Here is a 17,458-nt window from a genome sequence, read left to right as displayed (position 1 = left end):
GCGGCTTCCAGGCCGCGACACTTTGCTTTCCGAGGTCTGCCATGATCGTACGTACCAGGACGTCCGCTGAATCCCGCCGCCCGGCTTCTACCGCACCCCGGCCGACGCTGCGTCGTCGCGCCATGTGCCACCTCATTGCCATTGCCTTGTTCGGTGGCGGTGCAGTCCACGCTGCCACGCCACCGGCCTTCAGTCCGGCATGGCTCGCTACCAAGCAGCCCGGCATGACACCCGCACCGGCCCCGGCGACGGGTGGGCAGGGCGGCGTGGCCAATGGCAATGTCAGCTTCACGCCGGGCAGCGCGCTCCTGCAGCAGCGCGTCCAGCAGTCGATCCAGAACCTCGACAATGCCGCTGCCGCCGTGGCTGCGCAGATGCAGGCGCAGAAATCAGCGCAGAGCGCCGCGCAGCAGCTGGTATCCAAGGTACCCGACGGCCTGGCCAACGGCGGCCTGGTGCCGTCGGCGGGTATCGGTGCGGATCCCAGTCTCTGGCAGAACGCCAACATGCCTACCGACACGGTGGCCGGTGGCAAGCACACGGTCGAGGTGAAGCAGACCGACAAGAAGGCCATTCTCACCTGGGACAACTTCAACGTCGGTCGCAACACGACGTTGTACTTCAACCAGAGCGCGGGTAACCAGAGCGACGGCAAGAATGACTGGATCGCGCTCAACCGCATCAATGATCCGTCGGCACAGCCGAGCCAGATCCTTGGCCAGATGAAGGCCGAAGGTACGGTGTACCTGCTCAATCGCAACGGCGTGATCTTCGGCGCAGGCTCGCAGGTGAACACCCGTTCGCTGATCGCCAGCTCGCTCAGCCTGTTCAGTGATGATCTGAAGACCAGCAATCAGAAATTCATGAACGGCGGTATCGCCACGGTGGACAACAATTTCCTCAGTGCCAGCTTCACGGACGGCGGAAAGCATGATGTCGTCATCGAGAAGGGGGCGTCGATCCAGGGGGGAGCACAGGGCTTTGTGCTGATCGCGGCACCGAACGTATCCAATGCGGGATCGATCATAGCCGACGATGGCCAGGCGATTCTCGCGGCGACGACACACCTTGGCAACGCCAGCACGGCAGCAACGCTCAAGCTGTACAACAATACGACACCACAGGACATAAAGGGTACGTTGACCAATACCGGCATCGTGCAGGCGCGGAGGGGAACCATCGAGCTTCGCGGAGGGGACATTGCACAGTCCGGCGTGGTGCTGGCATCGACGAGCATTGCCGCGCCGGGCAGCATCAATATCATCGCGGGCAACGTGCAGCTGGATGTGAGCGAGGATCCGAAAGCCCCTGGCCAGCTGACGATGGGGTCGGGATCGGTGACCGCCATACTGCCGGAAAAGGACGGTACGACCACATCGTCGAGCGCAGCTGCCGACAAGGCCTTCGTCAACGGAAGCATCTCCATGCTTGGGCGCGACGTGGTGCTCAATGGCGGATCGCTTGTCGAGGCGCCGGGCGCGACCGTGTCCATCAAGGCGATTCAGCCCGTCAACGCGACGGATCCGTCGGTCGGGCGCATCTACATCGACAACGGAGCCACGATCGACGTATCCGGTATTGCCAACGTGGTGCTGCCGGCATCGGCCCGCCTGGTGACCATTCCGCGCATCGGCCAGAACGAGCTGGCGAATTCACCCCTGCTCCGCAACAGCGCCCTGTACACGCAAAAGAACGTGGTGGTCGACAGCACGGCGTCGGGCACGCGGGCTGACGGACTGGACTGGATCGGCAGTCCGATTCTCAATGCCGCGGGATACGTCGAAAACATACCGCGCGACATCTCCCAGATGCTCACCAAGGGCGGCACCATTTCGCTTTCCGGCAGCCAGGTGATTGCGCGCCAGGGATCCAGCCTGAACATGGACGGGGGTTACATTGCCTATCAGGCCGGCTGGATCGATACGCCGAACCTGCTGGGCCGCGATGGCCTGGTCTACAACATCGCCGATGCGGATCCGAATGTGGATTACGTCGGCTTTGCCGGCCAGTTCACCAGCAATCATGCGCGATGGGGCGTGAGCGAGACATTCAACTCTCCCATCATGTCCGGAGCTCGCCGCTGGGATAACGGCTTCATCGTCGGCTCGGATGCCGGCACGCTGAATGTGAGTGCCGGCTACGCACTGTCGCTGGAAGCCGATGTGTCGGCCCTGGCATTCCCGGGCGAGCGGCAGGCAGCCAATGGCTCCCAGCCGCGCGGAGGAGCGTTCGCACTCAACGAGATCAATGGGCTGCAGGCATCCCGGAAGTACATGTCCGGTATCAGGGTACAGGAGCATTCCCTGGTGCTGGACAAGCTGGTGCCGGGGTTTGGCGCCGACACGTCGTGGGACGATGTCGTCGCTGCCGACCCGGATGCCAACCAGAAGATCCTGTCGACGGACATGATCGCCGATGCCGGTTTTTCCAGTGTGAATATCGGTACGCCGGCGGGTGTTCTGATCGCGCAGGGAGCCGCGCTTGCCGTCCAGCCGGGCGGCAGCGTTTCCATTGCCGCAGGCTCCATCGACGTGGCAGGCGCCATCCTGGCGCCTGCCGGTACGATCGCATTGTCGACCGGCAAGCCGGCATCGTTCGATGTCAACAACGCCGGCTCGTTCGTGCCGGCGGATATCGTCGTCGAAGACGGCGCATTGCTCAGTACGCGGGGCCTGTGGGTCAACGACACAGGCCTGGCGGCTGCTGCACAGCAGGGTGACCGCTTCGTCAACGGTGGCAGCATTTCGTTGTCGACCCAGCAGGCCTATCTTGGCAATGATGTCCTGGGTATCGATGGCACCGGCAACATCGACGTGCGCAAGGGGAGCACGCTGGATGTATCCGGTGGCGGCTACGTGGATGTGGCCGGCCAGGTACGGATGAAAAACGGCGTTGCGGAAGGTCGCGGAGGGGACGTCTCGCTGCGCACCTACACGACACCCGCCAGCAGTACCTATGGTGTGGATGCGGCGCCGCCGAAAACGCTCACTGGCGGGCATGTGGCGCTCGATGGTGCAATCCTCAGCCTCGGGCTGTCCGGTGGCGGCACCTTCACGCTGCAGGCGCCGGAGATACGCATCGGCGGTAATGAAGGCGAACTCGTTGGCAAGAACGGCACCTGGATGGATCCTGCGTTCTTCGCCGGCCAGGGTTTCGACAGTTACCGCCTGAATGCCGTGACGGATGCAACCATCGCACCGGATACCCGCATCCGCGTCGTACGCGACAACCTGATTCCCGATCTGGACGCGCTGCGCGGCCTACCGACAGGCGGCGATGTATACGGGCCCGGTATGTCCTCGGTGGGCCAGCTCGATGCCTACCATCGATGGGCTACCCGGGATACCCGCAGTGGTCACGAGGCAGGGTTCTGGCTCGGTGCCGGCGATTACCTTTCCTGGAACCTCGTTCCCACGGTTCCCAGTGCCGGTGCGCCGTCCTACGCGGGCTTCTCCGGTAGCGTGAGTTTTGGTCACGGCGCCTCCATCGACGTCGATGCGGGTGCGACGGTATCGCTGCGCGGCACCCAGGCCACGCTTGTTCACGGGACCATCCGCGCACCAGCCGGCAAGATCGATCTTGGCACGCGTACGCTCAACACCAATACGCCTGCCCCAAAACTGACGACACGCACCTGGCTGGGTGGCGATGCTGTCCTCGATGCGAGTGGCGTCGCCCTCATCGACCCGTTTGCCCGGTCGATCACCGCGCAGCCGGATGGCACGGCCGCAGGTTTTGTCCCGCGCACTGGCGTCATTCTCGATGGCGGCCAGATCACGCTGGAATCCAACTCGGGCTACGTGGTTGCCGAGCAGGGAGCGATGCTGGACGTCTCTGGCGCGGCGGACGCTTTTGATCGTCCTGTCGGCAGCTCGCGGCTGAATGGTGTTACCACGGACTACGCACGCTCCCCCGTGTGGAGCAACGGTGGCGTGATTCGCATGCTGGCCGCTGCCGGGTTGATGAGCGATGCCAGCCTCCGTGCCTATGGCGGCAGTTCCGAGGCAACGGGCGGAACGCTCGCGATCGTCGGTGAAACCGTGGTGGACAATCCCCAGCGCTACCCGATGCCGACATCGATCCTCGTACAGCAGAAGGGTGGCTTCGTTGCCAGCGGAGCAGATGAGCGCGGCCAGATCGAGACCGGGGCGCCGTCGGGTACTCTTCATCTGGCGGCGGACAGCCTGGTGAACTCGGGCATCGCCGACCTCCAGCTCGGCAGCAGTAACAATGCCACGCAGTGGCTGCCTGTGACATTTCTCGGCGACGTCACCTTGCAAACGTCGCGCTCGGTCACCCTCAACGCGACAGCCGTGAATGCACTGGCGGCGACCAGCGGTGCGGCCACGTCAGCGTCGTTCGTGACGGGAGCAGGGCACGCACGCATCGAAGCGCCCTATGTTTCGATGGTGGGACGCGGGAGCAGCCAGTCGTCGCTTGCCGGGGATGGCGTGCTCGATGTCGTCGCAGGGGCCATCGACATCGGCGGCATCCTGTCCCTGGGCGGATGGGCGGATACGTCATTCGCTGCCAGCGGTGACCTTCGTTTCATCGCACCCTCCGATGTCGCCTACGACAATGGCGCAAGGCGAACAGGTGTTCTCTCGACGACTGGCAACCTGACATTCAAGGCGGCACAGCTTTATCCCGTCACCGACTATCGCTTTGCGGTGATCGCGAGCGCTGCCGGCACGACCGATGCCCAGGGCAACGCGCGCAAGACAACGCTTTCCATCCTGCCCAACGGCGCATCGCAGACGCCGTTGTCTGCGGGTGGCGGTCTGCTGCTGGATGCCGACAGGATCGAACAGGCAGGTACCGTGCGGGTGCCTTCGGGACAACTGGTACTCGGTGTCAGCGACCCGGCAGCCCAGGCGGCGGACTTCGGGTTGGCCACGGGCCTGTTTACGCTCACGCCGACTTCGTCGGTGCATCTTGCGCCCGGCAGCCTGACCTCGGTATCGCTCGGCAACCTCGTGGTGCCATACGGCACCACCATCGACGGCACGCAGTGGCGCTATACGGGGTCGGACGTGGCGACGGCCGACCTCACGGCGCCGCCGCCGAAGCAGGTGACGTTGCATGGCGACTCCCTGCAGCTGGATGAGGGCGCAACCATCGATCTCAGTGGTGGCGGCTCGCTCCAGGCGGGTGAATGGGTGCCCGGTACAGGTGGTTCGCGCGATGTGCTCGCGCAACGGGCCGCCGTCGTCGAAGGTGCCGCGGGATCGGGCCTGCCGCAATATGCCGACGGGCGCCCCATCTACGCGATCCTGCCAGGCAAGCAATCCCCGGTGGCGGCCTACGATGCCGCATTCGCGGCGCAGGGAGGAAATGGTCCCGCCGTGGGACAGCAGGTGTACCTGGCGGGTGTGCCGGGCCTGGCTGACGGCTATTACACGCTGCTGCCAGCGCGCTATGCCGAGCTGCCGGGTGCCTACCGTGTGGTCCAGGACACCTCGGCCGCCGATGCCGTGGCGGGTCGCTCCGTGCGCCAGCCGGATGGCACGTATGCCGTCAGCGGTTACTTTGGTGATGCGCTTACGGGTGGACACTCCGCGTTCAACAGCACCTTTCTCGTCCAGTCGCGCGATGTCTGGTCGCAATATTCGCAGTACCGGTTCACCGACGCCGATACCTTCTTCGGGGACAAGGCGAAGAAGGCGGCGCAGGTTGCTCCGCGCCTCGCCGCTGATGCCGGTCGTCTTGTCATCGACGCCGGTTCGCATCTGGACCTTGGCATGCAACTGGCCGGTTCGCCGGGCAAGGGCGGACGCAGCTCGCAGGTGGATATCGCGGCGCAGGCCATCCAGGTGCTTGGCGCCGATGGGCAGGCGCGTGACGGCTATCTCGGTGTGTCGGCCGACGGCCTGAGCCGCCTGGGCGCTGGCAGCCTGCTGCTGGGCGGTACGCGTTCCACCACGGGTGAAGGCGACCTGGTGACGGCGACGTCGGACAACGTCGTGATCTCCAACGATGCAGCACATCCACTTGCCGGCCAGGAGATCCTGCTGGTGGCGCGTGGCAGCGACCAGGCGGGGGCGGGTGGGATCGTCCTTGAATCCGGCAGTGCGATCCAGGCCGTGGGTGTGGCCAACCCGGTCGGCAGCCAGCCGCTGGTTTTCGGTGCCAACCCGACCAAGGATGCATCCGGCAACACCGTGCCTGCCGTGTCCGGTGATGGCGCATTGCTTCGCGTGTCCCAGAACGGCGCTGCACCCGTGATTCGCCATCAGGTCACCGGCGTGGACGGCGCGGCAGGCACCGCGAAGGGCATGCTTACCATCGACGCCGGCGCGAACGTCCAGGGTGGCTCGGCGCTGACGCTGGATGCCACGGGCCGCATGCGCGTGAGCGAAGATGCCATCCTGGGTGGCAATGCCATCGATGCGAGCGCCAACCGCATCGCCTTTGTCGGTACGGGCATGGACGGAGGCGACGATGGCCTGGTGATAGGCGCACGTACACTCGACCTGTTCCGTGGCGCCAGTGAAGTCACCTTGCGCAGCCGTGGCGAGATGGATTTCCTGGGTGATCTCTCCATTGCCATGGATCATGCGCTGACCCTGAATGCGGGTGCCATGGTCGGCACGGGCGGTAACGTCACCGTGCAGGCGGCAAGGCTCGGCTTCGGCAATGCGCTGGGAGCATCGGCCGGTAACGCGTTGCCCACCACGGGTGGCCGTTTCGACGTGCGTGCCGGCGAGGTGGATTTCGGTGCCGGCTCCACGGCCTTGCGTGGCTTCTCTACGTTCTCGGCCAGTGCGGCCCAGGGCATCGCCGGGCAGGGCAAGGGCGGCATGGATTTCGGTGCCGCTTCGGTTGACCTGAATGCGCCAGTGTTCCTGGCGGACAGCAGTGCGGCGACCTCGCTGGTCACCACCGGGGCCATGCGCCTGGCCGCTGCCCAGGGAACCGCACTGTCGCGAGATGCGATTGGCGGCGGGGTGTCGCTCAAGGGAGGCAGCGTCGACGTCGGCATGAACGTATCCGCCAGGGCAGGCACGATTGCCGTGGAGGCCACGCAGGGCGATGCACATGTGGGCGCCGGTTCGGCACTCGATGTTTCCGGCCTGACGAAGGACTTCGTCGACACGCGGGCCTACGCGCCTGGCGGCAATCTCAGCATCGTCGCCGACCATGGTGCGGTGAACATCGACCAGGGGACGTCATTGACCTTCGGTGGTGCCGCCGAGGGTGGTGATGCAGGTAGCCTGCGGGTGAGTGGTGCAGGTGCGGTACGTCTTGATGGCGGCATCGATGGCCGGGCGAAGGATGGCTATCGCGGCGGCTACCTGACGTATGCTTCCGGTGGCGCCGTGGATCTCGATGGCCTGGTGACAAAGGCCTCGTCGGCCGGCATCACGGGCCTGCTGGACGTAAGCAGTGGCGCCGGAGACCTCACGCTGTCCCAGGGACATGCGCTGAAGTCGGGCAAGGTCTATCTCTACGCCAATGCGGGTACCACGCGGATCGATGGAACCGTGGATGCATCTGGTCCCGTAGGCGGGCGCATCGACCTGTTCGGACGCGATGGCGTCGACATCCGGGGCAGCCTGCTGGCGGGCAGCTCCATCGACGAGCAGCGCGGTGGTGATGTCACCATCGGCACGACGGGGCAGGGCAGCACCGACCAGCTCGATCCCACGTATGGCTACGAACTGGTCCAGCGCGCCAATGCGGGCCGCATCCATGTCGGGCCGAACGCAGTCATCGACGTTTCGGGTGGCTCGACGGCACCTATCGCCGGTGGCCGCATCAGCTTCCGTGCGCCCTTGCTGGCCGATGGCGACGTGCCGGTGCAGATCGACAACCCGGCGTCGCTGCGTGGCGCTCGCGATGTCACGATCGAGCCTTATGTGGTGTGGAGCACCGCGGACAAGAGCGCCAGCGCGGCGAAGCATTTCGACGGCATCGTGGATCCGGCCGGCTGGTATCTGCGCGGCGCGGACGGGAAGCTGGTGATGGTGGACGGCACCTGGACGGACGCCAGTGGCAACATCCTTCCGGCGCCGGCAGGCGATGCCCAGCTGAAGGACTACCTGACAAAGAACTATTTCACGCCCAAGCAGACCAATGCGGATCACACGGGCTTCTTCGGCTATGCCGGCGCGGGGGCGGCCAGTGGCGCAGGCACCGTCATGGGCTTCATCCAGCAGCCAGGATTCAGCTTCGGCAGCCGCTATTCGCCCATCGCCAACATCCATGTGAGGCCGGGTGTCGAGCTGGCCAACCCGGCGGACGGTACCGGCGTGGACAATGGCGCCATCCGCATCGTGACCAACTGGAATCTGGGTGCCGGCACCACGAAACCGGATGGAAGTATTGCCCTGGCTTATCGCTACGGTGCGGAGGCGCCGGTACTGACTTTCCGGGCCGGCGGCGACATCGACATCTCCGCCAGCATCACGGACGGCTTCTACCAGCAGAACACCGGCGCGGTGCTCACGAACCCGCCGGACGTCGTGCCGCCGGTGAATGACAACGGCTACGGTGATGCCCTGCTGGCTTACCAGCAGTCGCAGAAGTACATGGATGCCAACGATATCTGGAACAACGGCACGATCCGCCTGAAGAACGGTGAGCCCATGGATGGCGGCACACCGGGTGGTGGCACGGCGGACATCAGCAGGGACCCGAACTGGAGTGCCTTGCAGGCACCGCTGAAGAGCCAGTCGGCCAGTTACTACGCGAACTACAAGAGTTACATCGACGAGATCGGCGACGGCACCAACCAGAAATGGGCGGCCCACTTCAATGCCGTCAATGGCCGTTCCGGCTTCCTTATCTATTCACCCAACAGCTCGCCCTTTGGTGCGGACGTACCCAAGGTCACCGATTTCACCAGCTACGCCGACTACGCCGCGGCTTACGAGACCTGGCTCGAAAGCTATTTCCTCAATATTCCGGGTTTCTACGACACGACGCCGCCGCCATTGCTGGCACCGGTCGATACGGCGTACACCGCCTACAGCGCCAACTATGGCAAGTACATCGGTGGCCATTCGACTTACTACAACTACGTCTACAACAATGTGGGTAACGACCTGTTCGGTACGCAGCTTTTCTATGCGCCGTTTGCACCGCGCAGCGACAGCCTGGTGGCCAATCCGGCCTACGACAAGGCACTGGTCGCCTACCAGGCGTCGCTGAAGTACCTGGATGACAATGGCCTGTGGAACAACGGCACAATCCGCCTGAAGAATGGCGAGCCCATGGATGGTGGTACGCCGGGCGGTGGCACGGCGGATATCAGCAAGGATCCGAACTGGGCACCCTTGCAGGCCCCCTTGACGGGGCAGTCGGACACCTACTACACGAACTATGGCCTGTACATCGACGAGGTCGGCACGGGAAGCAATAACCAGTGGGCCGCGCATTTCAATGCCGTGAATTCCCGCACGGGCTTCCTGACGTACTCGCCCAATAACTCGCCTTTTGGTGTTGATGCGCCAAAAGTGTCCGACTTCACCAGCTATGCGGACTACGCCACGGCCTATGAAACCTGGCTGGAATCATACTTTCTCAATATTCCGACTTTTTACGATACGACACCTACGCCGCTGCTCGCGCCGGTGGATTCGAATTACGTCACCTACAGCGGCAACTACAAGACCTACATCGGTGGCCACTCGACGTATTACAACTATGTCTACAGCAATGTCGGCAACGATTTGTTCGGAACGCAGCTGTTCTACGCGCCGTTCGCACCCAAGGCGAATGCGGCGCCTTCGGGGAATCCCGCCTACGATACGGCCCTGGCCTCTTACCAGACGTCGTTGAAGTATCTCGACGACAACGGCATCTGGAATAACGGCACGATCCGCCTGAAGAACGGCGAGCCCATGGATGGTGGTACCCCGGGCGGTGGCACGGCGGATATCAGCAAGGATCCGAACTGGGCGCCCCTGCAGGCCCCCCTGACCGGCCAGACCGACAGTTACTACACCAACTATGGCCTGTACATCGGTGAGGTGGGCGACGGTACGAACAAGGCATGGGCCTGGCATTTCAATGACGTCAGCGCCCGCAACGGCTTCCTCGTCTATTCGCCGAACAGTTCTCCTTACGGGGCGGATGTGCCGAAGATCGGCGACTTCACCAGCTATGCCGACTACGCCTCCGCCTACGAGACCTGGCTGGAAAGCTATTTCCTGAATATTCCGGGTTTCTACGACACCACGCCGCCACCGCTGCTCGCGCCGGTCGATACGAACTACGCGCTGTACAGCGGCAACTACAAAACCTATATCGGTGGCCATTCGACCTACTACAACTACATTTTCAACAACGTCGGCAACGACCTTTTCGGTACGCAGATGTTCTACGCACCGTTCTCGCCCCGTGCGAATCCTGCACCGCCAGGTGGCGGTGACGAACCGCCTCCGCCGCCGACGACGCTGCCTGTTCCCGTGGCCGCTGCGAACAATGGCCCGTCCAACATGCCCAGCCTGGGCAATCCGGTGCCGTTCGCTTCAGCGACGTTGCTGGGTGGGGCGAGTTCGTCGCTGCGCTTCGTAGCCGGAGCCGACCTGTCCTCGGCCGATCCACTGGCGGTGCGTGCTGGCGCCACGGGTGATGTAACCCTCGGCGGTCATTTCGAGGTCACGGATACCTACAAGGGCAGCGGCAGCGGTGATCCCAAGAGCCCGTTCGCGGGCAAGACCCTGGTGTTCCCCACCACGATCCGTACGGGTACGGGATCGATCGACGTGGTCACTTCAGGCGACATCCGCTGGACCGACAGCCTGGCGCCGGCCACGATCTATACGGCCGGTGCGCCCACGGCCGGCAGTAGTGCAGGCACTGATGTCACGGTGCTGCGTCCTTCGGTGACAGCTCCGGGCGCCGGTAACAGTGTTCCCGACATGCTGGTGTCCGGCCTGGTGAATCCCGACCGCGCCGGCGATGTGTCGCTGCGGGCGGGAGGTGATATCGATGCCATACAGGAGCCGGTGGACACCGACGGGCGGGTGACGAAGACCAAGGGAAGCCGCATCGGACAGTACTGGTGGCAATGGATGCAGGCCGGTAACGCGGCCGACGGCAGCCGTACGTCGATCAACTTCGCGAACTTCGGCCAGGGCGTGATGAGCGTCGGGGGCAATGTCTCCGTGAACGCAGGCGGTGACATCTCGGAACTCTTCGTGTCGCTGCCGACGACGTGGTATGCCAATGCCACCCGTGACGCGGTGACGACGGTGGGCGGCGGCGACCTGGAGGTCCATGCGGGTGGCAGCATTCTCAGCGGCGGATACTTCGTTGCCAAGGGACGAGGGCGCCTCGTGGCCGATGGTCATATCGGGCCTTCGGCTGACCTGGCGAACCTGTCGTTCTCGGTTGATCGCCAGCCCGTCACGACGTCGCTTTCCACGATTATCGCGATGCGCGACGCACAGGTATCCGTGGGCGCACGAACAGGCGTGGACCTGGCCGGGGTGTTCAATCCGTCGTATTACAAGGGCTCGCTGCTGGCTGCGTTGTCGCCGATGAAACGTGTGGACAACCAGTCCTATGGCATCAATTCGTCCATCGATGTCGCCACGACGCTCGGTGACGTAGCCTTTGGAAGTCTCAAGCTCCCCGGTACCGTCTTCGGTGGAGGCGGTGGAGGCGCCGGCCCGGTTCTTCCGGCCAGCGTTTCGATGACGGCCCTCGATGGCGGCATCGAGGTGCTGACGGCAGGCTTGTTGTTCCCGTCTGCCACGGGCAACCTCACCATGCTGGCATCGGGCGACATCGCGTTCTCCAAGCAGACGGTGGGCGAAGATCCCATGACGACGTTCGGGCTCGGTGATCGATCCGTGACCGGTGAAACGGCGTTGTCGGGCGGAGCCGTCGTATTTCCCGGTACCTCGGATTCGGGCGCTGGCGGTGCATTGAGCCATGACATCACGCCACTGCATGGCGAGGATGACGCGCCGGTGCGAATCTATTCGCTCAATGGCGATATTACCGATGGCATCAGTTCTCCCTCGGGGTTCAACTATCTGTCGATGGAAGTCGTGCCGTCGAAGCAGGCGCAGATTTACGCAGGACGCGACATCGTCAACCTGGCCTTCGTCGGACAGCACACGAGGGCGGCCGACGTGACGCGCATCTCGGCGGGGCGGGACATCTACGATACGGCCTTCAATACCAAGATTCCCTATGGGCTTTACAGCCCCGAAGGGTATACGTTGCCGGCGCGACTGGTGCTGGGCGGACCGGGCAGCTTCCTGGTGGAGGCGGGGCGCGATATCGGACCGCTGACCAATCAGGTCGAAGTCAGCACGTCGTCCACACTGGCGAGGCTTCAGATAGGCATTCAAGCCATCGGCAATCTCTATAATCCGAATCTGCCGCATGAAAGCGCCGACGTGAACGTGAACTTCGGTGTGGGTCCGGGCGTCGACACGGCGGCTTTCCTGTCGCGCTACCTGGATCATCCTGAAGCGGCCGACGGTTTCGCCAGCTTCAATAGCGAGCTGGTGGACTTCATGAAACGCCGCCTGGAAGGCAAGGTGGTGGATACGGGCTACGCCAAGGACAAGGTCACCGTTTCGCTGTCGGTGCAGGATGCACGCACCTTGCTGGCGCAGGAACCGGAATACGTCCAGCGCCTGTTTGCGGAGCAGATCCTGTTCAAGGTGCTGGCCCAGGTCGGCAAGGAATATAACGATGCAGGCAGTCCCTTTGCCGGCAAGTACGCGCGAGGATATGCGGCTATCGATGCCCTGTTCCCCGCAAGCAAGGGCTATACGGCCAACGGCGCCGGCGAAGGTGGCCTCAATGGTGCGGAAAAGCCGGTTTCCACCGGTGATCTCGACATCCGCAGCACCACCATCCAGACCCAGCAGGGCGGCAACGTCACGATCCTGGGGCCGGGCGGGCAGGCTATCGTGGGCAGCACATCAGCGCCTTCGGTGATTACCGACAGCAATGGAAACGTACTGGCCGGACCCAACACGATGGGCATCCTCACCCTTGAAAAGGGTGACATCAACATCCTGACCGATCGCAGTGTCCAGCTGGCACAAAGCCGTATCTTCACCGAGCAGGGCGGCGACCTGGTGATCTGGAGTTCCAACGGCGATATCAACGCGGGCCAGGGTGCGAAGACGACGGCGGAAATCCCACCGCCGACCTATGTCTGTACCTTCGATGCATGGTGCCGTATCGACGCCCGCGGCCAGGTCAGCGGCGCGGGTATCGCCACCTTGCAGACCGTGGAAGGTGCCGCACCGGGCAGCGTCTACCTGGTTGCTCCGCGCGGTACGGTCGATGCAGGTGATGCCGGCATTCGTGTTTCCGGTGACATCGTCATCGCGGCGGCGCGCGTGGCCAATGCCGACAATATCCAGGTCAAGGGTGAGTCGATCGGTATCCCGGTCGTGGCAGCGGTGAACGTGGGGGCACTCAATGCCGCAAGCGCGGCGGCAGGCGCCGCAACGAAGGCCGCCGAAGACGTGGCAAAAAGGCAGCAGTCGGATGCACGAGACAAGCTGCCTTCGGTGATCTCGGTGAACGTGCTTCGCGATGGAAACAATGGTGCCAGCGCAGTATCGCCCGCGCAGGTCAATCCGGTGAGCGTGCTTGGTTCAGGACGCCTGGACAGTGCGCAGGCGGGCATGCTCACGCCGGAGGAGAGAAAGCACCTGCGCTGAGCACGGCCCACTGCCAGGGAAAGAAAAAGAGAGGGGCGCTTGCCCCTCTCTTTTTTTAATTCAATTGCCGTATATGCCCGCTACGATGACAGCGATGATGATGCAGCGTTGACAGTGATGTTGACAGCCTTCATGACGATTCATGCGCATTTAACCTCGTCATACAAGCGGCATATTCAACGACACGCGTAGGCAATTACGACGTCATCGCAGCACCCCATTCTTTGCGAGCCCCCAATCGGGGGGCTTCTATGCAAGGGGATACACCATGCGTCATGCATTCGGAAACACCCGCACGAAGCTTGTTGCGGGCGCTGTACTTCTTTGCCTTGCCACCGCTGCCAGCGCGCAGAGCGCGGTGATCGTCGGCGGTGGTGCCACGCTTCCCGCCGTCGGTTACGCGGGTGCCACGGCCGATCGCCTGATGACCCCGGATGCGGGCTCGCTGCTCGCCGCCTATGACAGCAAGTACAGCCTGACCTCCACCTACTGCCAGACCGGCAGCGGCGGCGGCAAGAACGTCCTGAACGGCCTGACCCGCGCCGGTAACACGGCTCCGGACAACGTCAACATCGCCTGCGTCGCGCCGAACCCCTCGACCGCGCCGATCGGCTTCGGTGGCACCAACGCCGGCCAGGTGCAGCCGCACTTCGTTGGTTCGGATTCGCCGCTGTCCAGCAGCGACTACGCCAACTACGTCTCGGGTCACAGCGCCACGGCGAATGCCCAGCCGGTGCAGATCCCGTCGGTGGCCGGCGCGATCTCCATCGTGTACAACCAGCCGCTGGTCAAGGAACTGCATCTGAACGAGACGCAGGTCTGCCAGATCTTCTCCGGCCAGATCAAGACCTGGCAGGATCCGGCTCTCGCCAGCGCCATCGTCCGCACCGTGCCGACCGCTGCCCCGACCGGCAACATCTCCGTCGTCTATCGTTCGGACGGCAGCGGCACGTCGTTCGCGTTCTCCAACCACCTGACCGCCAAGTGCGGTAACCCGGCCGTTGTCGGCAGCACGTTCGGCGCGAACAACATCGCTCCGAACTTCCAGACCAACCAGGACTTCCTGACGGCGGTCTCGGCCTATGCCAACAACTACTTCGCCAAGCTCCCGGCTTCGGGCAACCCGGCCGTGGTGACCACCATCCGCCAGACCTCGAACAGCATCGGCTACGCCGAAACTGCCAACTCGCTGGAAGCCAACACCCAGCGCGCCTTCGTGAAGAACGACGCCGACGGCACGGACAACAACCCGGTGAACTTCGGTACCGGCGTGGCCGTGACCACCGTCACCGACCAGGTCATCTCCGGCACCGGTGCCGGTGGTCGTCCGACCCTCGCCGCCATCAGCAGCCCGGCTCAGGCCGGTTGCGTGCGCCTGGTTGATCCGGCTGCCTACGCCACCCCGGCTACGGGCTACCCGATCATCGCCGTGTCGTACTTCCTGGGCAACAACAAGGGCAACGGCGCCGACGTGACCTCCGTCCGCAACCTGCTGACCGCTCCGTACGATGCCACGATCCAGTCCAACGCCTCGCTGATCGGCGCTGGCCACGGCCTGTCGTTCCTCTCGGGCGTCGACACCAGCTTCGTGGGCACCTGCGTCAACTAAGACGTATTGAACCGGATGGAACCGGTCGGAAGGGAGGGGCATGGAGCCCCTCCCTTTTTTGTCGTTATCGAAGTCGTTTTGCCATACAGGCATGGCAGGCTGCATGAGTGGTACAGGAGGCCTGGGCATGCGTAAGGAGAGGGGATTCAGCCTGCTCGAGACGATTGCGGCGATGCTGCTGCTGGCCATTGCATTCGGTGCGGTGATGCGCGTGTCGGGCACGGCCATCCATGCCACCTCGCGCGTACAGGCGGCCGATCACGCAACGATGTGGGCAGAGGGCAAGCTGGAGTCGCTGGGGCGTGACCAGGCGCTATTGGTGGGTGATAGCACGGGGCGTTTCGATGAGACATTTGGTTGGCATCTGCGCGTGACGGAAGAGCCGGGCACCCATCCGGAGCTGCGTCTGTTCCGGCTCGACCTCGACGTCGAATGGAAAGAGGGGGTGATTCCGGCGCATCTGCGTTTCACTACGATGCGGACGGTTGTCTCCATTCCCCCTGTCGCGGCAGGCGGGCACGCCGGATGAAGCGGACTGCCGGCTTCAGCCTGCTGGAAGTGCTTGCCGCCCTGGCCTTGCTGGCAATCCTGCTGTTGGTGGTCTATTCGGGCGTGCGCATGGCATCGTTGTCCGTGCAGCGTGGATCGGCCACCATCGATCGGCTCGACGAGGTGCGCGGCGCGCGCGAGTTTCTCCGCCGGGAGATATCCGAGGCAGTGGCCTTGCCGTGGGTGCTCGACCGCAAGGGTAAGCCGGTTGTTTTCGAAGGCACCCGTGAAAGTATTCGTTTCGTTGCGCCGCTGCCGGGCTATCTGGGAAAGACCGGCATGCAGGTCGTCAACGTCCGCATCATCGATGACGAGGCCTCGCAGGGCCAGCGCATCGAAGTGTATTTCGTCCCGTTGCCGACCAGCGCGTCGGCGTTGCCGGATATGGCGCCCGAGCCGCTCATTGCCGGACTCCACGGTCTGCGTTTTCGTTTTGCAGGAAGTGACGGCGTGTGGAAGGACCGATGGGACGAAAGGGCCTCGCTGCCCGTACAGGTCGGCATTGACACGGATGAACGGGAGCGCGGAGCCTGGCCAGGCCAGGTCATCGCACCACGGCAGAGCGCGAGTGCGCTCAATCCGGCAGCGATCGGAAGGACCCTGCGTAAGGAGGGCGATTCATGACGCGTCGCTCCGAACATGGCGTAGCGTTGCTGGTGGTGCTGTGGGCATGCACCCTGCTGGCGATCCTCGTGGGTGGTTTTGCCTCGCTTGCACGCGTGGAGACGGAGCAGGCCAGATACTCCCTGTCGCTTGTGCGCGCACGCTATGCCGCGGAAGCCGGTGTCATGCGTGCGATCCACGATGTCTACGAAGGGCGCAAGGCCGGACGCATCCAGGGGCCTGAAGAAGGCGAGCGCTGGATCGGCGATGGTCGCGCGTTCCCGTTTTCAGTCGGCGGCACACAGGTCAGCGTCGTCGTTGAAGACGAGGCGGGCAAGATCGACCTCAATGCGGCGGATGTCGATGTACTCACCTCATTGTTCGTGGCCGGCGGCGCGCAACGCAACCAGGCGCAGCGCATAGCAAAAGAAGTCGTGACCTGGCGTACCACGGCAGCCACCCCCGACACAGAGGCGATCCGGCGCTACAGCGACGCCGGGCGCCCCTACGCGCCGCGACAGGCACGCTTTCCCAGCATCGAGGAACTGCAGTCGGTGCTCGGCATGGACGCTTCGCTGTTTGCCAGGGTGGAGCCGGCGCTCACCCTGTGGTCGGGGCTGGAAAAGCCCGTGCCTTACTACGCGCCGTCGTTTGTCCTCGCAGCACTGCCCGGGATGGATGCGGATACCGCCCGGAGCTACGTGGTGTCGCGTCGCCACATGCCGGTTGGCTCGGAGGTCATGCTGCCGGGCGGTTTTTCCGGAGGATGGGCGCCGGGTTCGTCGGTCATCACCATCGACTCGACCGGTCGCGTATCGGAATCGATCGTGGTGACGCTGCGCGTAACCGTTCGCTTCGATCAGCTGGAAGGCGCGCTCGATCCCCGGCGCCCCCTCTACACCATCCTGCGCTGGCGAAACATGCCCCCGGCCTGACCGGGGCGCGGCCGGATCGGCCCGTCGGGCCTTGCGATTCGCAACATCTTGTTCCCGTCATCTCGTACTGCGACACTCGACCTCTATGCGCCCACATCTTCCAGCTTCGTTCGCTC

The 17,458-nt window shown here is 63.9% G+C and carries 5 protein-coding genes; all 5 read left to right on the top strand.

Features of this window, described 5'->3' with window-relative positions:
- The first annotated feature begins 41 nt into the window (after window positions 1-41).
- The 5 genes from KR767_RS18445 (at window position 42) to KR767_RS18425 (ending at window position 17,342) form a co-directional block, all read left to right on the top strand.
- The gene (locus tag KR767_RS18445) at window positions 42-13,646 is read left to right on the top strand and encodes a filamentous haemagglutinin family protein (protein ID WP_250877353.1); all 13,605 of its coding nucleotides are present in this window, start codon (window positions 42-44) and stop codon (window positions 13,644-13,646) included.
- Window positions 13,647-13,914: 268 nt separating this feature from the next.
- A complete protein-coding gene (locus tag KR767_RS18440) occupies window positions 13,915-15,255 on the top strand; it encodes an extracellular solute-binding protein (protein WP_250877352.1) in 1,341 nt (446 codons plus the stop codon).
- Window positions 15,256-15,382: 127 nt separating this feature from the next.
- A complete protein-coding gene (locus KR767_RS18435; RefSeq protein WP_250877351.1) occupies window positions 15,383-15,784 on the top strand; it encodes a type IV pilus modification PilV family protein in 402 nt (133 codons plus the stop codon).
- On the top strand, window positions 15,781-16,428 hold the full coding sequence (locus KR767_RS18430) for a prepilin-type N-terminal cleavage/methylation domain-containing protein (protein WP_250877350.1): 648 nt from the start codon (window positions 15,781-15,783) through the stop codon (window positions 16,426-16,428). Before KR767_RS18435 ends, KR767_RS18430 begins: the two co-directional genes overlap by 4 nt.
- Window positions 16,425-17,342, top strand: a complete 918-nt coding sequence (locus KR767_RS18425) for a type II secretion system minor pseudopilin (RefSeq protein WP_250877349.1) — start codon at window positions 16,425-16,427, stop codon at window positions 17,340-17,342. Before KR767_RS18430 ends, KR767_RS18425 begins: the two co-directional genes overlap by 4 nt.
- Window positions 17,343-17,458: the final 116 nt, after the last annotated feature.

This window comes from Luteibacter anthropi, assembly GCF_023699965.1.
GTDB lineage: Bacteria > Pseudomonadota > Gammaproteobacteria > Xanthomonadales > Rhodanobacteraceae > Luteibacter > Luteibacter anthropi.
This window is presented reverse-complemented; position numbering and strand designations above follow the sequence as displayed.

Coding starts and splice junctions, on each gene's coding strand:
- KR767_RS18435 (WP_250877351.1), top strand. CDS start 15,383: ATGCGTAAGGAGAGGGGATTCAGCCTGCTCGAGACGATTGCGGCGATG.
- KR767_RS18440 (WP_250877352.1), top strand. CDS start 13,915: ATGCGTCATGCATTCGGAAACACCCGCACGAAGCTTGTTGCGGGCGCT.
- KR767_RS18445 (WP_250877353.1), top strand. CDS start 42: ATGATCGTACGTACCAGGACGTCCGCTGAATCCCGCCGCCCGGCTTCT.
- KR767_RS18430 (WP_250877350.1), top strand. CDS start 15,781: ATGAAGCGGACTGCCGGCTTCAGCCTGCTGGAAGTGCTTGCCGCCCTG.
- KR767_RS18425 (WP_250877349.1), top strand. CDS start 16,425: ATGACGCGTCGCTCCGAACATGGCGTAGCGTTGCTGGTGGTGCTGTGG.